Raw genomic sequence first — 24074 nt, 5'->3', positions numbered from 1 at the left:
TTTAAATCGCACCTTCTTTTTCTCTGACAGGATGGCTAAAATGGTAACCATTGTTAATATTTAGGTAAGATAATGTTACGCAAAGAATACGATCACATCATACTTCTTGCACACGGAAGTCCCGATCCTCTTTGGAAAGAGCCATTCGAAACCCTTCATCAACGAGTTGTAGAACTGTATGGTGAAGCAAACACAAGTTTAGCTTATATGGAATTAACGACGCCATCTTTAGAAGATGTCGTAGAAAAACTCAGTGATAATGTTACTTCTGTGGCCGTGCTACCACTTTTTCTCGCTGTTGGCAGGCATTTACGTGCGGATGTGCCAGCACAAATAGAAGCGCTTCAGAGTGAAAAATTAAACATTGTGTTACTGCCACCAGTCGGTGAAGATAATGCCGTCAAAAAAGCAATGGAAAGCGTGATAGCTGGATATTTAGGTAAGGAATAAGAATGCGATTGTTTTTAGTGAAGCCATGGAGCCATGACAATGTTGTTTAGTCATTTGCCAGATGAAATTTTTCAGGCGTTAAGCGGCTCGAATAAGACTCTCATCGAAGCGGTACTCAAAGATCTAGCAGAGGTTTTCTACGATCATGCCGAAGACCCCATCAAGGATAAATCCACGATTATTGAATCGATAGAAGATACGCTTCATAAGCTGGATACCTTGTCTTGGCATGAGGACCAAAAGGAGTCTTTTGATTCACCAAAAACCATTCATGATTATGCCTTGCGCATCTACCACAGATTAGTCAACACGGGCTGGCTCGTTGAAGAGCAAGAATTGTATCGTGTTAGTGTGCTTATGACGCCGCAAATTTCCATGTTATTACGATCTTTGGTCGAAATTAGCCGTCATGGTAAACGTAATTATGGCGCAACGGTACTCAGCATCTTGAGTAATCTGGAAGCGGTTGCAAAACAGCCGAAAGAAAGGGGGGTGACTCTTCGTCAATCAGCAGAAGCTGCACGAGAGTTTTCCGCCCATTTGAACCAAATCTTATTGGGTATTCGCAGCTTACAACGTGAGTTATTTGCTAGTCGAGACCCTAAAGCCATTGTATCTGGCTTCTTTGATTTATTTGTTGAAGGCATTCTGATTGCCGACTACAAGACCATCAAAACCAGTAATAACCCGTTTCGTTTTCGCCGACAAATTCTTGAATTAACCCAGGACTTTTTAGCCAATCCAACCACCATGGGACAGGTTGCACAATGTTATGTTGATCAGCAGCTTATCACCATGGCAGAAGCGCAAGCCATGGTTGAGCAAGATTGTCGCGACATATTGCAAACCTTCAATAACATAGAGCAACGCCTAGAGCGAATTGATGAATATCGTTATCGATTAGAGAAACGGGCCGCTGATACCGCCCGATATATGGACAGTTCTCGCCCCGGTATGGCAACAAAAATTGCAGGAATTATCACCGACGTAGCGAAATTCGAGCATTTGCCAGTGATGAAGCAGGTTATCGGCTCTCGTTTCGTTGGCATGGCTTCTGCTGCGCAGCCCACAAAACGTCGTGAAGCACCACCGCCACGAGTTATGACGCCAGCGGAAGTGTCGGCGGATGCAATTAAATTTAGGGATCAGCAACGTCGATTCCATGAAGCCCGACAAGTGACTGTGGCGAAGATGCAGACATACCTAGAAAGACAGATGGCTAGCCATAGTCAAAAACACATATTGGATTTTACGATTTCATCCGTTGAAGATTTTGTGTGCTTTGACCACCTTCGTTATATCGGCTCTTTGGGCGTGAGTGCGAAAAAGTTAGAAAACGTGTTTGAAATACAATTTACCGATCAATTTGTAGATGTTCATGATTTTGTTGAATGCCGTGAATTCAATGTCGTACGTAGGAGCGAAGCTTAATGCTTAAAGAATTAAAAAAGGTCGTTGAAGAGTCAGGAAAGGACGCACAAGAGTTCCAGCAGACAGCGAATTATGTCATTGCCAATCAATTTGCCAGTGCTTATAAACATGGTCAACGTAAACATTATTTATTGCTTGAGTCCTACCAAGAGTATTTTGATCGCTTGTTTGATGCTCTAGGCATGAAACTCTACATTAATGAAAATGAGCGCTTAGCCGGTGTTTTGCCGGTTCAAAGAGAAGCTTTCGTTCGATTAAAAACCGATGAAACTTTATTCTTGTTAGTACTGCGACAAATATACGAAGAAAAGATTGAAAACTTCGAAGTGGACAATGGTTTTGTGGCGACCAATACACACACCATTTTGGATCGTTTTGTGCATTTGGTAAAACGTGAAATCCCAAGTGAGACGCGATTTAAAGATATTTTATCTTTATTCAGTCGTCATGGTGTGATCATCCGCGGCAAGACCTATGAAGAAGACAGCAAGAACCAGATCATCAATATTACGCCTGTGGTACGCCTGATTGTTACGGAAGCCTATTTAAGACAATTAGAGTCTTTCAATGGAACAGACCCAGATGAAGACGACATAGAAAGTGACGACAGTGATGTTGAAATCACCTCTGAGACGAATCAAGACTAGGGCCTGATAATGAAAAAGTTAAATCGAATTGTATTAGTAAATTGGTACCTACTTGGTGCAGAAGAAATCAACATCCGTGGCAACACTGCCATCATCGGGCCAACAGGGTCAGGTAAATCCTCACTACTGGATGCCATCCAAACTGTGTTGACTGGTGCCAGTAAACGCCACCTAAATTACAACGCAAGTGCCAACGACGGAAAAGCAAGTGGTCGTAGTATTCGTTCCTACATTTTGGGCATGATCGACTCAGGTCAAGCCAATGCAAAAGTATTTGGGACCGAACCAAGACAAGATGCGACTTGTTATCTCGCTTTGGTGTTTGAAGACAGTGTGACAGGAAAAGAGTCTACTGTTGGACTTACTTTAAGTGCCTCTTTAGCGTCTCCAGAAGAAGATGTATTAGGACGCTTTGTGCTGCCCAACTTTGGCGCACGTAAATCTGATTTCATTGACGCAATGGAAGGTAAGAGCTACAAAGCTAAGCCTTGGATTGAAGTTCGTGAAAGCTTCAAGAAAATCTGTTTAGACCCATTTATCAAATCTGGTAGTGCTTCTGCCACTCAATACATTAACCGCTATTTAGAAGAGTTGAGTCCGAGCTCTGATCAACTCATTACCATTGATGGCTTTTTGAAGAACTTCAAGAATGCACTGAAATTCGTACCTATTGCGTCACCAACTCGATTTGTACAAGACTTTGTTTTGACTGAAGCCCCATTGCAAGTTGGTGCTTATCAAAAATCGCTAAACGAATATCGTCAACTAGAAGCCAAAACTCTAGAAGTCTCTAAACGTATTGATGACCTCAAAGTTATTCAACAAGACTGTGAAAAAAAGCATCAACATGATCAAAATGCCATTAATTATCAATGGATAGCGACAGAAGCTCGATTTGATGAATTGGGCAGTAAGCAAGATGACATTCAAGATCAATACGACTTGCAAAAAGAGCGTGAAGAAGAAATAGAAGAAGAATTAGCCACACAATCGAGTTTGTTAAAGCAACTTCAAGGTCAGCTATTACGTTTAGAGCAACAGTATGAACACTCAGATGTTGGTTTAAAGCTGCAGCAGCTTGAACAAAATAAAAAACTGATTGAACTGCAAGGACAGCAAGATCAAAAAGCCATCCTGCAGTTACGTCAAATGTCAGTACTTCTGAAAGCCTTAGATGGCTTTTCAGAAGTGTTATCAAAAGAGTCCATTGAGCTCGCTCAAGAATTGTCGACATTAGAAACTGTCATTAGTGAAGATGGCCGCATTGAGGGGAATTTAAAACCCTTGACTCAGAAATTGTCTTTGTTAAATGAAGCGTTGGATAAAGAAAAATCGCAGTTATTCGCTCAACGATCAGAGCTAAACCGCAGCATCTTAAATTTAAAAGATGAATGCAAACAGCTTGAATCTGATGTGTCTTCATTAAAAGGCGGTGTCAGTCCACTGTCACAAAACACCAAACGACTCATTGCGTTATTAAAAGACGCCAATATCACCGCAACACCATTAAGTCACTTGGCCGAGGTCACTGAACGCAAATGGCAAGATGCCATTGAAGGCTATTTAGGTGCGCAGCGTGAGGCTTTGATTGTGGAGCCTGAAGATGCAGAAGAAGCCATTCGCATTTTCCGTGCTCACAGACGTCAACTAATGGGATGTCGTGTTGTAGACACAACTCAGACACGTTTATGGCTAAGTCGAGGAGATAGACAATCCGCATTGCGTTTTATTCGTTGTAATAACGACCATGCTCAAGCTTTCCTAAATCGTCGACTAGGTGGTATCAAGCCCGTTGAAACAGAACGTGAGCTGCTAAGAGAAGACAGCGCCATGACTGCTGATGGCATGTTAAAACTTTCAGGCACGATTTCAACCATTCGCTCTGTACCTCACATGATGGTAGGTATTAACACCGAAGGCATGCGCGAGTCCCGTGAGCAGCAGCTGAAAACGCAAAGTACAGAATTGGCCAATTTGTTAACATCGGATCAACGTCTTGAGCAAGCTGATGCTTTGCTTAGTAGAGTGATTGCAAACAACCAATTTGATGTTGAAACATTAGGGAGTGCCAGCCATGCCGTAACACGTTTAGTGCAAGAGCTGGAAGCGGTTAATGCTGAGATCAGTCAGCTACAACAGCATGATGATACTGATTTGCAAGAGCGTATTGAAGAACTAAAAACTCGTGTTGCTAATGTGGAATTAGAACAGAAGAAATTGGATCGCGAACGCCAACAAATTGCAGAGCAATTTGGTGCTCTGAACACGCAAAAAACTCAACTCAGTTCAGCGTTGTCTGCCTTAGATGAAGAGCGTACTCGTTTAACATCGAATCCAAAATACGACGCGGAGTTTGCCAGTGAGCGATATTCACTACTGGAAAGTAGTATGGTTCATGGCGCGGCTATTTATAAGGAAGCCATTAGTCGAGCAGAAAAGGCCAGTGAAAAGGCTCGAAGTTTTGATCAAAAAGTTCGTAAAGAAGTGGCCGATCACTACGCTAAATACCATCAAGCCAATTTAGACGATGACAATCAATTGGATTATCTGGAGTCTAAGTTTGAAGAGTTTGAGCATTACGTTTCTTACCAAATTGATATTTTAAGTGAAACCGAATTGGCCAAATACGCTAAACGTGCTGAGATTGCTCGCCGAGAGGCCGAAGAAACCTTCCGTTCTGACTATGTGTCGAAGCTCAAAGATTCTTTGGACCAAGTTGCACACATTATTCGTGAATTGAATCACAGCTTGAAACGTCGTCCATTCAACCAAGAGATCTATCAATTCCGCTATTATCCCAATGGGGATATGAAGGATATTTTGGATCTAGTAGAACGCTTTAGTGCACAAGATCAAGCTAACGTTGGTGGTTTATTTGACCCTCAGATGAGTGACGATCCGGAGCATACTCGCGCGATTGAGGCCATTCAAGAGTTGATTTCTGATGAAGAAAAACAGCAAGATCTCGCGGATTACCGCAAGTTCTACAACTTTGAAGTCGACATCTTAGACAGTGATGGCAATAAAAAAACCACGCTGAGTCAGCGCATTCAGACCGGTTCTGGTGGCGAACACCAAATTCCATTTTACTTGGCCATCGCCGCAGCACTTTCGACCACATATCGTTTACATGAGACGATGGATGGAGATATCGTTGGCGGATTCTCTTTAGCTATGTTTGATGAAGCTTTCAATAAAATTGATATGGTAAAAACATCTACTTGTATGGGCTTTATGAAAGACATAGGCTTACAGGTGATTGCAGCGGCTCCAGACGATAAACGAGCGGTAATGGCGGCCAATATGGATACCATTATCAGTGTCTGGCGTGAAGGTGGCGCGGTCTCTATTGATGTTGCCTATCCAAAAGAAAAAGGTCAGGTTTTACTAAATGGTCAATCTGACAATTTGTTAACACCGGCTTAATTGAGATAATCATGATCATTCAGCAGCAAATAGAGCAACGCTTGAAAGCGACATTTGATGTTCACCATATGTCGCTTGAGAACGAGAGTTATAAGCACAATGTGCCTGAAGGCAGTGAGTCTCACTTCAAATTGGTTTTGGTTTCAAATGACTTTGTTGGCAAAAGACTCGTTCAAAGACACCAACTAATATATGCTAGCTTACAAGAAGATATGCAGCGTATTCATGCCCTTGCTATGCATCTTTATACTTTAGATGAATGGCAAGAACGTGAACAGTCTGCACCTCTATCACCTAAGTGCCTCGGAGGAGAGTAGGCTGATAAGCCTACTCAAACTGTATGAGTATTACTGTAAATCAAGATGACAAAAACAACACCGTGACGATCAGCTTAATTGGCAGCTTTGATTTTTCTTTGTTCAACGATTTTAGAGCGGCGTATACTGATTTAGATGGAAATTTTAATCGCTACGTTATCGATATGTCTTCGGTTGAATATCTAGACAGTGCAGCGCTTGGCATGCTTCTTAGTATGCGAAATGCTATTCCAGCAGAACAAGAAATTGATCTTAAAGGGGCGAATGCCTTTATCAAAAACATCCTAATGATTTCTCGCTTTGATAAGCGCTTTAATATTATATAAAGGGAAGAATGAAATTATTATGCATTGATAGTGAGCCTGTTTACCGCGATATCCTGTCACTTTGTGCAGAAAGAGAAGGACTTAATGTTAAAACGGTGGCGTCATATCATGAAGCCATTGAAGCCTTTAAAGACTTTGTGCCAGATATTGTGACCTTGGATGTCATCATTAAGGGTGGTAATGGTCTCGAATTAGTGAAGAAGCTGAAGAGCTTAAGCGGCAGTCGTTTCGTTCCGATGCTGTTTCTCGCTTCACACACCTCTGATTCCGTCATGGATCAGTGTTTTCATTCTGGCGCAGATGATTTTCTCCCCAAACCATTTGATGAAATGCTTTTCAACATACGTCTTAAAACCCATATGCGACATGTCGCCTTAGTCAAAGAGATGTATAAGAAAAATAAAGCGCTTACTTTCTTTCAAACGATGATTGAGCGCGAACATGAGATGGCTCATCAAGTGCTTGATCATATCCAAACAAGAAGTGAAAAAAACTCTGATCAAGTCGTCATCACACGTATTGCTGCCGCCAGTTTTAATGGAGATCTAGCACTTGTTAAAACTCGGGCTGATAGCGCTAGATTGGTCTTTGTCGGTGATTTTACTGGGCATGGCTTACCAGCATCGATCGGCGCTTTGCCTGTTATGCAGACCTTTTTCGATGCGGTTGATGATCTTACCAGCTTAAGTGAGTTGGCGATCAGAATTAATAAGACTTTAAACAGTATTTTGCCTGATTATATGTTTTGCGCTGGTTATTTAATTTTATTGTCTCCGGATGGTCATTTTAGTTATTGGGGAGGAGGTATGCCTGATGCCATGATTCGCCGCTCGTCTGGCGAACTAGATTGCCTTCCATCTCGTCATATGCCTCTGGGTGTACAGTCAACTTGCGAATTCGATCCAAGTTTAGAGAGAGATCATTTAAAGGCAGGCGACACTCTGGTTATTTTGTCCGATGGTGTACTGGAACTAAAAAATGCAGAAGGGAATATGTACGGTGAAAACCAGGTCAAATCACTCATTAAGATGTCATATGGAGATGAAAATTTAATGCGAGCGCAAATGAGGACAGAGCAAGTGTTAGAAGAATATTTAGGAGACGCAGTACAACTTGATGACATCACATTGGTTGCACTGCGTACAGAGTAACGTTTACTTAGCTTTTTTCTTTTTATTGTTGTTGCCCTTATAAGGTGCTTTCTTTGGCATGGGTTTCTTTTCTGGTTCCGTTCTCAACACTAAAAATAAATCCGTTACCACTTCAGGAATTTGTGCGATGCAGGAGGCCGTAAGCTTATCACTAGCGCGAATTTCAAGTACTTCTTTGTCATCAAATAGGTCCGATGCAACCATTACAGGCAACAGTAGCTCAGCCACAATTTCTTCTTTTTCAGATTCAAACCACTGTGCTTCTGTCATGAAAACACCTTCCATGAAGCCGGTTGCCCATTCTTGCAACTCGCTTAACTCATCAGCGGACTTACCCATTTCAATCTCACAAGGCAGTAAAAAACCTTCCTCTGATTCAAGTTCTTTTTGAATGTCCGTGAATAGGCGAGTCAGATATTGAGCCATCTGCTTTTCTTGCTTATCATTTTCGTACTTAGGCGTTTCTTCAAATACAACAGGCAGCCAGTCAGATTCAGAAATCAATTTGGGGCAAATTGCCAAAGCCGTTAAAAAGCCATGTGCCATCACAAAGTTTTGACATTCTTCGTGAACCAGGTCTGAATCCAAAAAATCTTCTAATGTTTCTAGTTCCAGATCATCAAGAGGTTGGTGTGCCATGTATTTCATTTCCTAATGTTAATATAGACTGTGATTCTAGCGAAAAGACCTGGAAAAATCGATGCAGAAGCCGCGTAAATCAGAGATAATTATTCCATGAACTCGAAAAAACGACAGGCTCTTAAGCGCTTAGGTTACACAGATTATCGGCCTCTTCAAGAAGAGGCAATCGATGCTTTATCTGCAGGTCAGGATGTTGTTCTTGCTGCATCTACCGGTGGTGGTAAATCGCTAGTATATCAGTCCGCCGGTCTGTTACGTCATGGTGTTGCTGTCATTGTCAGCCCATTGATCTCTTTAATGACTCAGCAGGTAGACCAATTGAATGCAAAAGGCATTCATGCCAAATTCCTAAACTCCACTTTAAATCCTGGCGAACAGGATGATTTAGTCTGGTCTATCCGCCATAATCGTATCGAGTTTTTGTATTTATCCCCGGAAAAGTTAATCCAGCCATCCATCTTGGGGCTTTTGCAAAGTGTTGATATCGCACTGTTTGCAATTGATGAGGCTCACTGTATCGCACAATGGGGAGGGGATTTTCGACCAGAGTACAGTCAGCTAGGCCAGGTTAAGCAATGTTTCTTAACGGTGCCAATCGTTGCGTTAACCGGCAGTGCAGACAATCAAACGCTAAAAGGCATTCAATCTTCTTTAGGTATTCTCAATGCTGAGGTCATCAAAGGCAGCATCGATCGCCCTAATATCCAAATCCAAATTGCTCAGAAGAAACAAGCAAAGCAGCAAATATTGTATTTTCTTCACCATGAAGCCTCTGGTCAATCGGGCATTATTTATTGCCGATCACGCAACAAAACAGAAGAACTTTGCGCTTGGTTACGGCACTTGGGGTTTAATAGTTTAGCCTACCATGCCGCGATGAAAGATGCGGATAAACAGAGAAATCATGAAATCTTCTCTCGGAATAATGGCGCCATCATGGTCGCCACAACCGCTTATGGAATGGGGATTGATTTACCTCAAATTCGTTTTGTGATTCACATGGACATCCCTAACACGCCAGAAGCGTATTACCAGGAAATAGGGCGTGGTGGCCGCGATGATAAACCAGCAAAAACACTTCTTCTATATGGCTTGCAAGATATGCTAAAAGCCCAGCAATTGATAAGTGATACGCCTGAGCAAGCGCGATTAGAGTTAACAAAGTTGACCTCTTTGTTTCAAATATTAGAAGATCGTCAATGTCGTAAAGTCAGTGTTCTGGCACATTTTGATGAAACGTCGGCGCCATGTGGGATGTGTGATCGATGTATCAATAAACAATCTGAGCATAATGCTACGGTTGCCTGTCAGAAATTATTGTCCCTCATCTATCACACAAAAGGCGCTCAGACTTTCTCTACTCTTATTCAAATTTTATTGGGCAAAAGAACCAAAACAACCACCAGCATCCAAGCAGAAAAATTGTCCTTGTTTGGAAAAGGCAAGGAGTTAACAGAACCACAATGGAAATCTGTTATTAGGTACCTTTTAGCATTTGAATATATTCAGGTAGTCGGCACCCACTCTTTCCTTGTGCGGCTAAATGAGAAAGCTCGCCAGATTCTAAAAGGAGAAAATCAGGTTATTCTGGTAAATGATCACTACTATCCAAGGCTGACAGAAGACGAAATGGTGACAGATCATGTTAATTGGCACAAAGCCAAAGCTTGGTTATACAACCAGGTCGAAATTAATATGACAGATGGACAGCTACGAAAAATATGTCTACATAAACCAACCAATGCGGCTTCACTAAGCCGTTTGTCCGGTATTTCCATTGACGAAGTAAGTCGCTTTTCAGATTCATTGTTAAGCCTTCTTCATGAGCAAAGTATTAACAAAGCGCCATCTTGATGTCCGACGTTATGAATACCAAAACGATAAGAAATTCTGAAATAGTTGAGCTTCAAAACAAGGTTGATCATTGTTTTGAGCTTGCAGAAGTGTTTTTTAATCACAAATTCTACCACTCTCATTGTAACTTCAAGCAAAGAGGTCGGGCGGCTGGTACGGCTCATTTACAGAAAAATGAACTAAGGTTTAACCATTTTATGTATCTACAAAACCCGGTTGAATTTTTAAAGACAGTGGTGCCTCATGAAGTGGCGCATATCATTGTCTATCAGATTTATGGCACGTCGGTTCGACCTCATGGAAAAGAATGGCAAGCCGTTATGAAAAAAGTCTATCAACTTTCTCCTAATAGAACACACTTGTTCGACGTCCCTCCGCTTAAAAACAGCTATCTATATGCTTGTGCTTGTCGACAGCATGAATTTACCAAACGGCGCCATTCGCGTGCCCAAAAAGGTGTCGAATACATTTGCAAAGAATGCCACTCAAGTTTGTCCTTTTTAAAAGACATTCATCAAGCTGAACACGAAATAAAGTCATAATTGATTAGTTGAGATCTTCGCTCTTTTAATTACGACCCCAGTTCATACGTTAGAAGCATAATTAGCTCGTATAAATAATGGATTTTCATGCACATTTTACGCTTCTATTTCATTTTTGATGCGATGTCGTTGAGCTTATAGTAAAATAAGATTGTTTTATTTTTAGTGTGTGAATGATGGATTTAACAAATCGTCCCAAAGAAAAATTAGAGCTTAATAAGCTTCAAAAGCGTTTGAGAAGACAAACAGGCCAAGCCATTGCTGACTTCAATATGATTGAAGAAGGCGATAAAGTGATGGTCTGTCTTTCTGGTGGTAAAGACTCTTACACAATGTTAGAGATCTTAAGGAATTTACAAGCCAGTGCCCCTATTGATTTTTCAATCGTAGCCGTGAATTTAGACCAAAAGCAACCTGGTTTTCCAGAGCATATTTTGCCGGCCTACCTGAAGGAAACAGGGGTAGATTTCCATATATTAGAGCGCGATACATACAGTATTGTGAAAGAAGTGGTTCCTGAAGGAAAAACCACGTGTGGACTTTGTTCACGTTTACGCCGTGGTTCTCTTTATGGTTTTGCCGAAGAGATTGGTGCGACAAAAATTGCACTAGGCCATCACCGAGATGACATCTTAGAAACCCTGTTTTTGAACATGTTTTTTGGTGGTCGTCTCAAGTCAATGCCGCCAAAATTATTAAGTGATGATGGCAAGCATGTTGTCATACGACCTCTTGCCTATTGCAAAGAAAAGGATATTGAAGCATTTTCAGAATTGAGAAACTTCCCAATTATTCCATGTAATTTGTGCGGTTCTCAGGAAAATTTACAGCGCCAAGTAGTTAAAGATATGCTGCAGAAATGGGAGAAAGATTATCCAGGTAGAACTGACACTATGTTCACCGCAATGCAAAATGTCGTCCCTTCTCACTTGGCAGATACAGAACTTTTTGACTTTAAAGAGCTGAAGCAATCGCCATCAGCTTTTGATCGATTGAACATTATTTCACTATAGGATTTGAGAAATGAATTTGAATGTTAAAGCCGTCTTTTTAGCGTTTGGGCTGTTAGGTTCTTCTATTGCTGGAGCGTCTACAGCCGGGGTTAACTTGACTAATGAAACGGTGCAAGGTGATTTCAATCTTGATATGGGATCTTTTGGCATCAATGGTGGTGTCTCTCATGACAAAGATGAGGACACATCGACTGGCTATGTCGGTCTAAGTGTCCAAGATTCAGAAGGTGGTAGTGGTCCATTGCAGGTGGGAATTGGTATTCGTTTATACGCAATGGATGCAGAGCTTGAAAACGACGAAAATGAAATTTCACTTGCTTTAAGTCTTGGTGGTTGGTACCGCTACACCTTACAGCAAGCGAATCGACTTAGTGTATATGGATCAGTCTATTACTCACCAGAAATTCTCTCGTTTACCAACTTAGATCACATGTACACATATGATTTCCGCTTGGAATATATGACCATGAGAAACGCTCGCGCTTACATCAAATACGGGAATACAGTCATTGTTTATGATGATAATTCACGTAAAGAGACAAATAAAGGCTTCTCTATTGGTGCTAATGTCGACTTCTAATTTAGCCTCATTTTAAAATGTGAAAAAAAGGTGACCATTTGGTCACCTTTTTTTTGTTGCAATGCTTTTATTATTCGCCGTTATAAGCACAAAGACTGTAAACGGGTACATTACTGTCCCTCAGTTTTTGGCTACCACCTAAGTCAGGTAAATCAATAATAGCTGCCACTTCTTTAATTTCAGCACCTTGTTGAGTAAGAAGCTTTATGGCCGCGAATAGGGTGCCACCGGTTGCAATAAGATCATCAAAAAGCAAAACATGATCGCCTTCTTTCACCGAGCCTTGTTGAATTTCAAGTTCTGCTTCGCCGTATTCTAATGCGTATTTTTGTGAAATGGTTTTACCTGGCAGCTTACCTTTCTTGCGTACTAGAATAAGTGGCTTTTGTAACTCATAGGCCAAAACAGCGGCGATCAAAAAGCCACGCGCGTCAATGCAAGCAATGTGTGTGATATCAGAGTCGATATAGCGATGAATGTATGCATCCACAACCATCCTCATTCCTTTTGGGTCACTAAAAATCGGGGTAATATCCCGAAAACTAATGCCTTCCTTTGGCCAGTCTTCTACTGTCTGAATGAGTGATTTGACGTAAAAATCATCGTAGAGCATCTCTTAAATTGCCTCTGCATTAATCAAAAGTGTGCAATCTTATCACAATCATGGGCTACGCCAACGAGTTTTTGCATTTCTTCAAAATTAACAATCTCAATCTCTTTGCCGTCTACATGAATCAATTCATTTTTTTGAAAGCGCGTAATAACACGACTCACTGTCTCAACAGCCAACCCTAGATAATTACCAATCTCACCACGTGACATGGACAAGCGGAACGATGACGCTGAGTAACCCCGACGTTTAAAGCGATTAGATAAATTTAACAAAAATGACGCCACTTTTTCATCTGCATTTTTCTTACCGAGTAAGACCATCATTTGTTGATCATCAGAGATTTTACGACTCATGATCTTAAAGATCTGGTGTTTTAAAGATGGGATTTGCGTCGACAATTCTTCTAAATGACTGAAAGGTATTTCACAAACGGTTGTGGTTTCTAGTGCTTTTGCAGAAACAGGGTAAGCACTTGAATCAATACCACTTAAACCAAGCAGTTCACTTGGGCAATAAAACCCTGTAATTTGCTCTTCGCCTAATGACGTGATGTTGTAGGTTTTAAGGGTGCCTGAGCGAACAGCATAAAGTGAATCAAAATTATCACCTTGTCGAAACAAGAATTCGCCTTTCTTAAGCGGTTTCTTTCGCTCAATAATCTGATCCAAGCGATTGATGTCTTCATCGGCTAAAGCGATGGGTAAACACAATGCACTCAAACTGCAATTTTGACATTGTGATGTTAATTTACTGCTGAACCTTGGCTGCGTGTGTGTGATAGCCATGTGTATTCTCCCTAATCCTGATCTAGATAACCTTAGAATATTTGATTGTTCCATTTAGGTATTTGTCAAACACCATACAAATCCCACGTATTAACAACCTGCCGCGCTCAGTGACCTGTATCCCTGTCTTATTATGCGAACCAGTAAACTCTAACATGCCATCGTTCAACATAGGTTGGAGCATTTCAAGTTCATTTTTAAAATATTCGAAAAATCTAATATTATATTGGTTTTCAATCTTATTAAAGCTTAATGAAAATTGAGATATCAAGGTCATGATGACGTCATGACGAATATTGTCATCCTTATGACTGATGTAACCTTTGGCAATGGCTAACTGGCCCTTCTCAATACTGTCTTTATAATGAGATAAATCTATATGGTTCTGCATATAAACACCATGTAGGTTACTTATTCCAGATACGCCAAACGCGATTAAATCGGTGTCAGCATGAGTCGTATAGCCTTGAAAGTTGCGATGAAGATGGCCCGTTTTTTGAGCTATGGCAAGTGAATCTTCCGGTTTAGCAAAATGGTCCATACCAATGTATTCGTAACCAGCCTCAACCAAATATTGGATGCTCATTTTGAGTATAGATAGCTTTTCACTAGCGAGAGGTAAGCTGTCTTCTGGAATGCGTTTTTGGGCTCGGAAACGCTCTGGCAAATGCGCATAGTTAAATAATGAAATTCGCTCAGGGGACAATTTAATGACCTCATCAAGAGTATTGCGAAAAGCGGCCTCGGACTGGAAGGGCAGACCGTAAATTAAATCAAAGTTAATGGATTGGATTCCAAGTTCTCGAGCATCGTTTACCAACTGAGTCACCAAATCGATGGATTGGATACGGTGAATGGTTTGCTGAACCTTCGGGTCAAAATCCTGAACGCCTAAACTGATACGATTAATGCCCATCTGCACTAGCAGGGCAAGTTTTTCATGATCAATTTCTCTTGGGTCTATTTCAATGCTGTAGTCTTGGGAGCCATCATCAATCAAGTTAAAATTCTGGCGAATGTAACCAAACAAGGTTTTAATGTTTTCCTGACTCAAAAAAGTCGGCGTACCGCCACCAAAATGCAATTGCGTTACTTGACGTTGAGTATCCATCATTAAACCTCTAAGGCGCATTTCTTCCCCTAGCAGTTCAACATAGTCTGTAGCCTTCTGATATTGCTTTGTCACAATTTTATTGCAGGCACAGTAATAACAAAGATTGGCACAAAAAGGGATGTGAAAATATAAGCTTAATGGTGAGTCTGACGGCGCCATCATGCGATCAATCAAAGCGATTTTATTGATGCTTGAATCAAACTGTGGCGCGGTCGGATAAGAGGTATAACGAGGGCCGGACAAGTCATACTTTTTAATTAAAGAGTCATCCCAAATCATGATGTGTTCCTATTAAAATTTCTAATAGGAAGTGTACTCTGTCGTTCTCACCGGTAGCCTGACACAGATCAATAAACTTAGACCATTTGGCGAGAAAACTTTATAATGCAGGTAATTTTTTAAAGACTTCTTAACCTTATGACACCTCCGATTTATTTGGCTCATGGTGCTGGAGCTGGGCATCAAAGTGATTTTTTGATTCAGCTTCGACAGTCGCTGCTGAATGCGTCATCAATCAGCGTCTCACCGATTACTTTTGATTATATGAGCCAACAGGAAGCCACTGGAAAACGAAGACCGCCACCACAATTTAAGACTTTGGTCACTGAATATGAAAGCCGTATATTATCTGAAACAGCTTGCATCGTATCTGGGAAATCGATGGGAGGCCGAGTTGCGGCACAGCTATCGAAACACGAGCAAGTCAAGGCAATTGTGTGTTATGGCTTTCCATTTTATCCACCAAGAAAGCCAGAAAAACATCGTTTGTCTTTTTTAGAAAACATAGAAAAACCCTGTTTGATTCTTCAAGGGACCCGAGACCCACTAGGCAACTTGGATTGGGTTCGCCAACAAGAGCTACCTGAAAATGTAGAGATTCATTGGGTTGAAGGTGCTGATCATGACTTCAAAGTCTTAAAGAAATACAATAAAAACCAAACAGACGTGATCGAAGAGATTGCTAAAATTACAACTGAGTGGCTGCAAACAAAGCAAATTTTATCATCACTCTAATTTTATAAATCAAATTTACGACAGAGGAAACACATGGATCACCAAGCTGAACTTGATGCAACTGGACTACTTTGCCCAGAACCCGTCATGATGTTGCATGCAAAAATGCGAGAAATCTCGGCAAAAGATGTATTAAAAGTAACGGCAACCGACCCATCAACGACTCGAGACATACCTAAATTCTGTCAGTTTCTTGGCCACACGCTGGTTGAGCAGATTCAACAAGAAGACACATATTATTATTGGATTCAAAAAAAAGAGGCTTAATCATTAAGCCTCTGTTATCTAAAGCCAGTTATCTGATGACTTTAAGCGACTCTAAGCTTTTGGGACGTTTTTTTATCTTCTTCTAATGCGATTTTGTAGATTTGTTGGAAACTGGAGAAAGAGACGTCTATGTCCAATCTTAACTCCCGAGCCACATCATTTGATGAGACCAAACCACAAATGGCCTTTGTTGATTCATCAATGACTAATAAGTGTTGGTAAGGGTTATTACGCTGACTAAACAGCAGAGACTCAATGTCTGAATTCTTTAAGGATTTGTAGGATAAGGCCAAAAGCACTTCTTTAGGGCGCATTAGATCAGCGACAAGCAGCTCAGAACGCTGATAACCATCCGCCACTTTACGGATAAAAATATCTTCAGACAAATCTTCTAAACTGATCACACCTATAAATTGATTGTTTGAATCAACAACCAACTTCATACGCACATGCTCCTTACGCATTAACGTGACCAACTCATCTGCACGTACATTGGATTCTATTACTCTTGGCCCGCCAGTCGCGAAGTTTGTGAATACCGTAAGCGCAGAAGAATACAAGTTAGTGTTATCTGATGTGTTTGGCCAGGTTAACTCATTAACATCTTTTGTTGAAACATAAGTAAGTGTTTTCATAACGAAACTCCTTCAAAAATTTAGTTTTTACAAAGCTATTCTGAATGCGTTATGAAACGGGAGGGGCTCTTGGTTCAGTTCTATTAATGTCATCATTAGACGAAATTTCAACTGGTGGAATGTATTGGTTGAGTAGGGTGTTATCCAGTACACCGCTGTCGCGGTAAGCCAATAAAAGGCTTTTGTCAGAGCCAAAGTCTTGATCTGGAACAGAGACTTCACAAAAACGTTGTTCTAAACTGGGTTCAATCCAGCGTAATTGACTCACTTCTTTCGCGTTAGCACGTTGCGTTATCGTCAATAATGACGACAACAAAACTGCTAATATAATGAGTAATTGCACTTTCATATCACACCTAAAGACATGTTCTAAGAAATTAATATAGGCTCGCTTAACCGTAAATCACAGCTTTTTTTATTAAATTGCCCTGTATTTGCACTATGTCATGTATTTTTTTGCTCGAAAACCATCTCAAAGCTTGGGGAAGTCCGAATTACCGGCTTTTATCCACATGCTGAGCCAAGAAGACTTATTCGCACCTTTCCTTGATCTAGGTCGCATCTTATATTGATTTTATCCACTAACATTAAAGTGTCGAAATCACTCTTTAAATAGGAGAAGATGATGAAAGCGGCTGTCGCAAACCAATTTGGCAACATATTAAAAATAGAAGAGGTGGCCAAACCTCAAATTACCCCTCATCAAGTCTTGGTTAAAATACATGCCTGTGGCGTGTGTCATACGGATTTGCATGCTTGTCATGGTGATTGGCCCGTTAAGCCAAGCCTACCATTCATTCCTGGTCATGAAGGTGTTGGCGAAGTGATTGAAGTTGGTGCCAATGTTGAGCATTTGAGTATTGGTGACAGAGTTGGCATACCATGGCTATACAGTGCATGTGGGCATTGTGAATACTGCCTATCTGGCGATGAAAACCTTTGTTTATCTCAACAAAATGCAGGCTATTCTGTCGATGGTAGTTATGCTGAATACTGTGCTGCCCATGGGGACTATGTCGTAAAAGTACCTGATGGTTTGAATTATGTCGACGCCGCCCCTCTTTTTTGTGCCGGTGTGACGACCTATAAAGCGTTAAAAGTGTCTCAAGCCAAACCGGGAAATTGGGTCGCTATTTTCGGTATCGGTGGGTTAGGGCATCTGGCGGTTCAATATGCTGTTGCCATGGGGTTACGGGTGGTTGCAGTCGATACAGGAGACGCAAAGTGTCAATTGGCCAAACAGCTAGGTGCTGAGCAATATTTTGACTTTAAAACGGACGATGTCGTTGATGGTATTGTCGACTTAACCGGTGGCGTACATGCAACAGTATGCACCGCAGTAAGCAAAGCTGGATTTAGGCAAAGTTATGATGTGGTACGACGAGGCGGCAAATGCGTACTCGTGGGCCTACCTCCAGAAGACATGCCTTTACCTATTTTTAACACTGTTTTAAACGGTGTTAGCGTAGTCGGCTCGATTGTGGGTACGAGAAAAGATTTAGAAGAGTGTCTTGAATTTGCGGCCCGAGGCAAAGTAAAAGCCATTATTGAAGAGAAACAGTTAGAGGATATTAATGATATTTTTTCCGACATGGAGAAGGGCGAAATCACCGGCCGGATAGTGATGTCACTAACCCAATGATTTAAAAAGTATTTTTATCTATAAAAAGAGCCACTTAATTGTGGCTTTTTTCATTCCGACCCTCAACGTCAAAGAAGTTGTGATCTAAAACACCGCCATTTTCAGTATCTATTTTCACCATTCTAATGAATTTAAGCTCAAAGCTTGTATTTAGCACTCTTGTTCTGCGTCAAATTGTATTAGAATGTGTGCGTTTTTTTAATGTCATGTCTATATTGGCATTAGTTAACTAATAATCTTCACCAGATTAAATCATCTCACTGCGTAATGATTGATAAAGGAGCTCACTAATGAGCAAAGCTCGACCGATCAACCTAGATCTGAAGACTATTCGCTTGCCGATTACGGCTATTGCCTCTATCCTGCATCGCATCTCAGCCGTCATTATTTGGGTTGGCTTGGGTATGTCACTAACAGCAGGTTACTTCTCTTTGCAGTCTGACGACCGCTTTAACTTAGTCTACAACTTCATGACTGATAATTTCATTGGTCAATTTGTTGTCTGGGGAATGCTGACCGCGTTGGGATATTATGTGGTCGCTACCATTAAACATATTATCCAAGACTTTGGACACTTTGAAGAATTAGAAAGTGGCATGTTGGTATCCAAATTGGCAATTACAGTTGGTATTGTTCTAAGTATTTTATCAGGAGTTTGGGTATGGCTATAAGTGCAGCAGATAAAGCTAGAAGTGGCACAAAAGAATGGTTGTTTCAACGCATCACAAATGCCTTAATCTGTGTTTGGGCGATCATTACGATCGTTTTATTCATTGACCATCAGCCAAGTAATCTAGCGGATTTTTCGGCTTTGCTCGCGCCTATTTGGTACAAAGCATTGTCTAGTGTTGTGCTGGTTTTGGGGGCTTTCAATTCAGTATTGGCTGGCTGGCAGATTAGTACGGATTACGTCAAAGGTCTTGCAATCAATCTGATCTTTAATCTTTTAGTTCGACTAGTAACCCTAGTATATCTTGTGGCTGGCATGTACGTTTTGTGGGGATTGAGTTAAACACGGATCTTCACTAAAGTCTGAAGGTGTTATCATAAAGAATAACACCTTCAGGTTGAATTCTATTCAGCAGCAGGCAACATAATAGTTGCTTCACCTGTCACCACGACTTTCCCTTCACATTCACAAACCGTTTTCAAAGTCACACGACGGCGACGTTCATTTATGTCTGCGACGGTGATTTTTGTGACGACTTCTTGCCCGATAAACACTGGAGAGCGGAACTTCAGTGTTTGCTCCAAATAGATGCAACCAGGACCAGGTAATTGTGTGCCAATGGCTGCCGAGATAAAGCCCGCCGTCAACATACCGTGTGCAATAGGTTGCCCGAAAGAGGTTGTGGCTGCATAGTCAGCATCTAAATGCACAGGGTTTGTATCGCCTGTTACTTCAGCAAATGCTTGGACGTCTTGCTGCGTCACCGTTTTTCGGTATTCAACCGTTTGATCTAATGTCAGTTCTTCTAACGTAAATCCTGAATTCATTGGTAATCCTTATCGTGAAAATTTCCGCTATGGTACACTTTCAGTTAATACATTAACAAATCTTTAGGGCTTAAATACATGAGTTGGACGGAAGAAGAAGATAAGGCAGCTAAGCAAAATCAACCAATTTTCAATCCAGAAAGTGAATTGAAACAAAACAGCATTGAAGCAAACAACGAAATTTGGGCTTTACTCGAAAAAACCTTGCTTGAAAACATGGTTGAAAAAAGACGAGCAAGACGTTGGAAAATTTTCTTTCGATTTACCACTCTAACCATCTTGGTTAGCATATTGGTTGCTTGGTTTACTCGTAGCGAATTAAGCGAAATGCAAATACAAGGGGATACCGTTGCCATTATTCCAATGCAAGGCGTTATTGGTTCAGACGCCGACATTGAATCGTCTGAAATGGTGTCTTTATTGGACAGCGCCTACAGCAACAACCAATTAAAAGGCGTGATCATTGAAATGAATAGTCCAGGTGGTAGCCCTGTGCATTCAGGGATTATTTACGATGCGATCCGTAACAAGCAAGCAGTGTACCCGGATATTCCAATTTTAGTGGTAGTAGAAGACATGGCTGCATCCGGTGGATATTACATCGCGTCTGCTGCGACGGAAATTTATGCGAATCAAGCCAGTTTAGTCGGCTCAATAGGTGTCATTTCTTCAGGATTTGAGGCGTCTGAATTGTTGGAAAAAATTGGTGTAGAACGACGAGTTTTCACTGCTGGCCGAAATAAAGCCTTTCTTGATCCATTTACTCCGATGACAGAGGAAGCTGAAGAAAAATGGCAGTCCGTATTAAACGAAACTCATCAGCAATTTATCAATGCCGTTAAAGCGGGACGCAAAGATCGCCTTACTGTCACTGATGATGTTTTTTCAGGCATGATATTCACTGGGACCCAAGCCGAAAAAATTGGATTAATTGATGGCTTGGCGAGCCTCAATCAACTGCTTGAAACTCGTTTCCCAAATGCTAGACCTATTTTATTCGAACCTAAAGAAGAGCCTTTAAAGGAATTAGCAAAAGAGTTGGGAGTGGAATTTGCTGTTAAAGCCTTGAACCAGTATCAGTGGCAATAAATTTCGTGAGTTTAATGAAAAGCGCCTACGTTGAGCTAGGCGCTTTTTTTATGCCTCACCGAAAGTATATGAAACCATTGTAACAAATGATAAATTAGATAAATATTTTACATTAAATATTTTATCTGATTTTAAAGAGCTAATATGGCTAGAAAAGCGAACATTTCAAGAGGCGAGATCCTACAAGCTTGCTGGACCCTTGTCGACAAACAGCAATATCCAAACATTCCCAGAGTCGCTCAGTACTTTCTCGATAAGGACGGCCGACAGTGCTCCAATACCACCTTGCTAAATGCCATCAACCAATGGCAAAAAGATTATCAAGAACATCAAGAGCAAATCGAACTCAACCTCGACGAACGACTCGCCGCACCGATAAAGCAATTCATACGAGAAACGACGAAACAGTTAAATCAGCTAGTTGAAGAAAAAGCCTTTGATGTGGAAGCAGAACGAAAACTCAAACAGTCCGCTATTGATTCTGACTATCTGTCATTAAGTACGAGTCTTGCGGCATTAGAAGAAGTGCATCAAGAATTAAAAGAAGTGCATCATAGTCACCAAATTCAAACGACCAGTCTTACCCAAGAAAAACAGCATCTAGAAAAACGCCTCAATGAGGTTGTGTCACACAATCAACTATTAAAAGAACAATTAGAAGAAGCGCATAGAGCAAACGAAACATTGCGACTTAATTTGGCGCAGCGAGAGCTAGATCTTGCTAAGCAAGACGCTCACATCAGCAGCCTGGAGCGTACGCACGCTGAACAACACTTACAACAACAAAATGAACAGCAAAAATTAGAGCAAACCAATCGACAGTGGCAAGAGATTTACAGCCAGCTCAAATCTCTCAACGCGTCCGTAAATCAACTACAAGATAAAGACAAAGATAGAGGCAAGGGAAAATAGTCGTTATAATGAGGCACGCTTTTAACGACCCAACCACAAAGAAGAGACAATGAGCCGTAAACAAACAGCCATTCGCGATTTACATAACATCAAAGATTTCATTAGATGGACATTTACGCGCTTTCAAAATGCCAATTTATTCTATGGTCACGGTACCGATAATGCTTGGGATGAAGCCGTCCAGTTGGTTATGGGCGCGCTTAAACTGCCGCTGGATTTTGATCGCGACATGTTGGATTGTGCATTAACGCAAAATGAAAAAAAACACATCCTCAAACTGGTTCATCGTCGTATCAACCAACGAGAGCCATTGCCCTATTTATTAGGTGAAGCTTGGTTCATGGGCTTACCGTTTCACGTTACTAAAGATACTCTCATACCAAGGTCACCCATATTATCGTTACTTGAGACCGAGTTTTCACCTTGGCTAATGCACTACCCATTCAACATCTTGGACATGTGCACTGGCTCCGGTTGTCTTGGTATTGCTGCAGCTTTGATCTTTGAGGATTCAGAGGTCGATCTGAGCGACATCAGTGAGGCAGCTTTAACCGTCGCACAGCAAAACATTCAGCGTCATGGCGTTGAAGATCGAGTTCGCACCATACATTCGGATATGTTTGCGGGGTTAGGAGACAAGCAGTACGATCTCATTATTTGTAACCCGCCATATGTCGATCAAGATGATTTTGAAAGCGCACCAGAAGAATTTCATAACGAGCCAGAAATCGCCCTAACATCAGGCGAAGACGGTTTGGATTTTACGCATCAGTTTTTATCAAAAGCCGCACATTACTTAAATGATGACGGCATTCTGGTGTACGAAGTTGGCAATTCTGAAGTAGCTTTGCAAGCCGCATACCCAGACACCCCATTTATGTGGATGGAGCTGGAGCAGGGCGGTAATGGCGTGTTCATTTTAACCAAAGAACAATTAATCGAATTATTAAACGAGTAGAATAAACCTATGTCAGGCAATACGTTCGGAACCCTATTTAAAGTCACCACATTTGGTGAAAGTCATGGCTTAGCATTAGGCGCTATCGTAGATGGATGTCCTCCAGGTATTGAAATCTGTGAAGCGGATTTACAGCATGATCTAGACCTCAGAAAACCTGGCACGTCAAAACACACGACACAGCGTCGTGAAGCAGACGAAGTCAAAATCTTATCCGGCGTGTTCGAAGGAAAAACAACCGGCACACCGATTGGCTTACTGATTGAAAATACCGATCAGCGCTCAAAAGATTATGGCAACATCGCCAATACTTTTAGACCAGCACATGCCGACTACACTTACGATCAAAAGTACGGTTTCCGAGATTATCGAGGTGGCGGACGTTCTTCGGCCCGCGAAACCGCTATGCGAGTGGCCGCTGGTGCAATTGCTAAAAAATATCTAAAGCAAACGTTTGGCATTGAAATACAAGGCTATTTATCACAACTTGGCCCCATCAAACTGGCGGTTAAAGACTTATCTCAAGTCTACAAAAATAGTTTCTTTAGCCCAGATCCAGATGCCATTCCAGAATTGGAAACCTACATGACAGCACTTCGTAGAGAAGGCGACTCGATTGGCGCTAAAATTACGGTCATCGCCAAAAATGTCATGCCAGGACTCGGTGCACCCGTATTTGATCGTTTGGATGCAGACATAGCTAAAGCCATGATGGGCATCAATGCGGTAAAAGGCGTTGAAATTGGCGATGGTTTCGATGTTGTCGAACAAAAAGGCAGTCAACATAGAGACGAGATGACACCTGAAGGCTTCCTAACAAACCATGCTGGCGGTGTATTGGGCGGCATCTCATCAGGCCAAGACATTGTCGTTAACATGGCATTAAAACCTACTTCCAGTATTACCACACCAGGTAAAAGTATCGATCGTGATGGCAATGCTATTGACGTCATTACTAAGGGACGTCACGATCCTTGTGTCGGCATTCGTGCGACACCAATCGCAGAAGCCATGTTAGCCATCACACTAATTGACCACTTGCTGCGTCATCGAGGTCAAAATGCCGATGTAATGTGTCCAACACCGATCATTAAAGGGCAAGCATAGCTGTAAGCATACTCAAAAGCCGCAATCTTTGGTTGCGGCTTTTTTCGTTTCAAACGGTATAT

At 41.4% G+C, this 24074-nt stretch carries 27 protein-coding genes; 20 read left to right on the top strand and 7 right to left on the bottom strand.

Going from position 1 to position 24074, the window contains the following annotated elements; translation table 11 throughout:
• Positions 1-72: 72 nt before the first annotated feature.
• From ACHUFM_RS02315 to ACHUFM_RS02285, 7 genes are read left to right on the top strand one after another with little or no spacing between them, the layout of a single operon-like run.
• Entirely contained in the window at positions 73-450 is a 378-nt protein-coding gene (locus tag ACHUFM_RS02315) for a sirohydrochlorin chelatase (protein WP_394179173.1), read from the top strand.
• Positions 451-489: 39 nt separating this feature from the next.
• Entirely contained in the window at positions 490-1881 is a 1392-nt protein-coding gene (locus tag ACHUFM_RS02310) for a Wadjet anti-phage system protein JetA family protein (protein ID WP_113874826.1), read from the top strand.
• A complete protein-coding gene (locus tag ACHUFM_RS02305; protein WP_013796246.1) occupies positions 1881-2528 on the top strand; it encodes a DUF4194 domain-containing protein in 648 nt (215 codons plus the stop codon). Before ACHUFM_RS02310 ends, ACHUFM_RS02305 begins: the two co-directional genes overlap by 1 nt.
• A gap of 9 nt (positions 2529-2537) precedes the next feature.
• Positions 2538-5954 carry an SbcC/MukB-like Walker B domain-containing protein gene (locus ACHUFM_RS02300; RefSeq protein ID WP_394179170.1) on the top strand — a complete coding sequence of 1139 codons (3417 nt, stop codon included), beginning with the start codon at positions 2538-2540 and terminating at the stop codon, positions 5952-5954.
• Positions 5955-5965: 11 nt separating this feature from the next.
• Entirely contained in the window at positions 5966-6271 is a 306-nt protein-coding gene (locus ACHUFM_RS02295) for a BolA/IbaG family iron-sulfur metabolism protein (protein ID WP_394179168.1), read from the top strand.
• A 23-nt stretch (positions 6272-6294) separates the two neighbouring features.
• The gene (locus ACHUFM_RS02290; RefSeq protein WP_394179166.1) at positions 6295-6597 is read left to right on the top strand and encodes an STAS domain-containing protein; all 303 of its coding nucleotides are present in this window, start codon (positions 6295-6297) and stop codon (positions 6595-6597) included.
• Positions 6598-6605: 8 nt separating this feature from the next.
• Positions 6606-7748, top strand: a complete 1143-nt coding sequence (locus tag ACHUFM_RS02285; RefSeq protein WP_394179164.1) for a SpoIIE family protein phosphatase — start codon at positions 6606-6608, stop codon at positions 7746-7748.
• 3 nt (positions 7749-7751) lie between these two features.
• On the opposite strand, the gene ACHUFM_RS02280 is transcribed toward ACHUFM_RS02285, so the two are convergent.
• Positions 7752-8387, bottom strand: a complete 636-nt coding sequence (locus ACHUFM_RS02280) for a UPF0149 family protein (protein WP_394179163.1) — start codon at positions 8385-8387, stop codon at positions 7752-7754.
• A gap of 96 nt (positions 8388-8483) precedes the next feature.
• Between ACHUFM_RS02280 and ACHUFM_RS02275 the strand changes: the two genes are divergently transcribed.
• The 4 genes from ACHUFM_RS02275 to ACHUFM_RS02260 all read left to right on the top strand — a co-directional run bounded on the left by ACHUFM_RS02275 (position 8484) and on the right by ACHUFM_RS02260 (position 12379).
• A complete protein-coding gene (locus tag ACHUFM_RS02275) occupies positions 8484-10244 on the top strand; it encodes a RecQ family ATP-dependent DNA helicase (protein WP_394179161.1) in 1761 nt (586 codons plus the stop codon).
• A complete protein-coding gene (locus tag ACHUFM_RS02270; protein ID WP_394179159.1) occupies positions 10244-10786 on the top strand; it encodes a SprT family zinc-dependent metalloprotease in 543 nt (180 codons plus the stop codon). Before ACHUFM_RS02275 ends, ACHUFM_RS02270 begins: the two co-directional genes overlap by 1 nt.
• 173 nt (positions 10787-10959) lie before the next feature.
• The gene (gene ttcA, locus ACHUFM_RS02265) at positions 10960-11799 is read left to right on the top strand and encodes a tRNA 2-thiocytidine(32) synthetase TtcA (protein WP_063333518.1); all 840 of its coding nucleotides are present in this window, start codon (positions 10960-10962) and stop codon (positions 11797-11799) included.
• A 10-nt stretch (positions 11800-11809) separates the two neighbouring features.
• Positions 11810-12379: a YfaZ family outer membrane protein gene (locus tag ACHUFM_RS02260; RefSeq protein ID WP_394179156.1), complete on the top strand. Its 570-nt coding sequence runs from the start codon at positions 11810-11812 to the stop codon at positions 12377-12379.
• 70 nt (positions 12380-12449) lie between these two features.
• On the opposite strand, the gene ACHUFM_RS02255 is transcribed toward ACHUFM_RS02260, so the two are convergent.
• From ACHUFM_RS02255 to hemN, 3 genes are read right to left on the bottom strand one after another with little or no spacing between them, the layout of a single operon-like run.
• Positions 12450-12992 carry an adenine phosphoribosyltransferase gene (locus tag ACHUFM_RS02255; RefSeq protein ID WP_394179154.1) on the bottom strand — a complete coding sequence of 181 codons (543 nt, stop codon included), beginning with the start codon at positions 12990-12992 and terminating at the stop codon, positions 12450-12452.
• Between the two features lie 23 nt (positions 12993-13015).
• Positions 13016-13777, bottom strand: coding sequence for a fumarate/nitrate reduction transcriptional regulator Fnr (fnr, locus tag ACHUFM_RS02250; RefSeq protein ID WP_394179152.1), 762 nt, complete (start codon positions 13775-13777; stop codon positions 13016-13018).
• 22 nt (positions 13778-13799) lie between these two features.
• On the bottom strand, positions 13800-15170 hold the full coding sequence (gene hemN / locus ACHUFM_RS02245; RefSeq protein ID WP_394179150.1) for an oxygen-independent coproporphyrinogen III oxidase: 1371 nt from the start codon (positions 15168-15170) through the stop codon (positions 13800-13802).
• A 138-nt stretch (positions 15171-15308) separates the two neighbouring features.
• Between hemN and ACHUFM_RS02240 the strand changes: the two genes are divergently transcribed.
• Both ACHUFM_RS02240 and tusA read left to right on the top strand, forming a co-directional pair.
• Positions 15309-15905, top strand: coding sequence for an alpha/beta family hydrolase (locus tag ACHUFM_RS02240; protein ID WP_394179149.1), 597 nt, complete (start codon positions 15309-15311; stop codon positions 15903-15905).
• 33 nt (positions 15906-15938) lie between these two features.
• Positions 15939-16172, top strand: coding sequence for a sulfurtransferase TusA (gene tusA / locus ACHUFM_RS02235; RefSeq protein ID WP_394179147.1), 234 nt, complete (start codon positions 15939-15941; stop codon positions 16170-16172).
• A 41-nt stretch (positions 16173-16213) separates the two neighbouring features.
• Here the strand turns inward: tusA and ACHUFM_RS02230 are convergent, their stop codons facing one another.
• Together ACHUFM_RS02230 and ACHUFM_RS02225 are read right to left on the bottom strand one after the other, a co-directional pair.
• A complete protein-coding gene (locus ACHUFM_RS02230; protein WP_394179145.1) occupies positions 16214-16807 on the bottom strand; it encodes a CBS domain-containing protein in 594 nt (197 codons plus the stop codon).
• A gap of 49 nt (positions 16808-16856) precedes the next feature.
• Positions 16857-17156 carry a hypothetical protein gene (locus tag ACHUFM_RS02225; RefSeq protein WP_394179143.1) on the bottom strand — a complete coding sequence of 100 codons (300 nt, stop codon included), beginning with the start codon at positions 17154-17156 and terminating at the stop codon, positions 16857-16859.
• Positions 17157-17432: 276 nt separating this feature from the next.
• On the opposite strand from ACHUFM_RS02225, the gene adhP reads away from it, so the two are divergent.
• From adhP to sdhD, 3 genes are all read left to right on the top strand, one after another.
• Positions 17433-18449 (top strand): alcohol dehydrogenase AdhP, encoded by a 1017-nt coding sequence (adhP, locus tag ACHUFM_RS02220; protein WP_394179772.1) that lies wholly within the window; start codon positions 17433-17435, stop codon positions 18447-18449.
• A gap of 290 nt (positions 18450-18739) precedes the next feature.
• Entirely contained in the window at positions 18740-19120 is a 381-nt protein-coding gene (gene sdhC, locus ACHUFM_RS02215; RefSeq protein WP_394179141.1) for a succinate dehydrogenase, cytochrome b556 subunit, read from the top strand.
• The gene (gene sdhD / locus ACHUFM_RS02210) at positions 19111-19461 is read left to right on the top strand and encodes a succinate dehydrogenase, hydrophobic membrane anchor protein (protein WP_394179139.1); all 351 of its coding nucleotides are present in this window, start codon (positions 19111-19113) and stop codon (positions 19459-19461) included. Before sdhC ends, sdhD begins: the two co-directional genes overlap by 10 nt.
• A 62-nt stretch (positions 19462-19523) precedes the next feature.
• Here the strand turns inward: sdhD and ACHUFM_RS02205 are convergent, their stop codons facing one another.
• Entirely contained in the window at positions 19524-19946 is a 423-nt protein-coding gene (locus ACHUFM_RS02205; protein WP_394179137.1) for a MaoC family dehydratase, read from the bottom strand.
• Positions 19947-20024: 78 nt separating this feature from the next.
• Here ACHUFM_RS02205 and sppA point away from each other — a divergent pair, with 78 nt between their 5' ends.
• The 4 genes from sppA to aroC all read left to right on the top strand — a co-directional run bounded on the left by sppA (position 20025) and on the right by aroC (position 24012).
• Positions 20025-21035 carry a signal peptide peptidase SppA gene (gene sppA, locus ACHUFM_RS02200; RefSeq protein WP_394179135.1) on the top strand — a complete coding sequence of 337 codons (1011 nt, stop codon included), beginning with the start codon at positions 20025-20027 and terminating at the stop codon, positions 21033-21035.
• Positions 21036-21179: 144 nt separating this feature from the next.
• Positions 21180-21947, top strand: a complete 768-nt coding sequence (locus tag ACHUFM_RS02195) for a hypothetical protein (RefSeq protein ID WP_394179133.1) — start codon at positions 21180-21182, stop codon at positions 21945-21947.
• A 49-nt stretch (positions 21948-21996) separates the two neighbouring features.
• The gene (prmB, locus tag ACHUFM_RS02190; protein ID WP_394179131.1) at positions 21997-22905 is read left to right on the top strand and encodes a 50S ribosomal protein L3 N(5)-glutamine methyltransferase; all 909 of its coding nucleotides are present in this window, start codon (positions 21997-21999) and stop codon (positions 22903-22905) included.
• Positions 22906-22914: 9 nt separating this feature from the next.
• The gene (aroC, locus tag ACHUFM_RS02185) at positions 22915-24012 is read left to right on the top strand and encodes a chorismate synthase (RefSeq protein WP_394179129.1); all 1098 of its coding nucleotides are present in this window, start codon (positions 22915-22917) and stop codon (positions 24010-24012) included.
• Positions 24013-24074: the final 62 nt, after the last annotated feature.

Origin of the sequence: Marinomonas posidonica (assembly GCF_043643765.1) — a bacterium.
Taxonomy (GTDB): domain Bacteria; phylum Pseudomonadota; class Gammaproteobacteria; order Pseudomonadales; family Marinomonadaceae; genus Marinomonas; species Marinomonas posidonica_A.
Note: the sequence above shows the minus strand (reverse complement) of the source record. Positions and strands in the feature narration are given on the sequence as shown.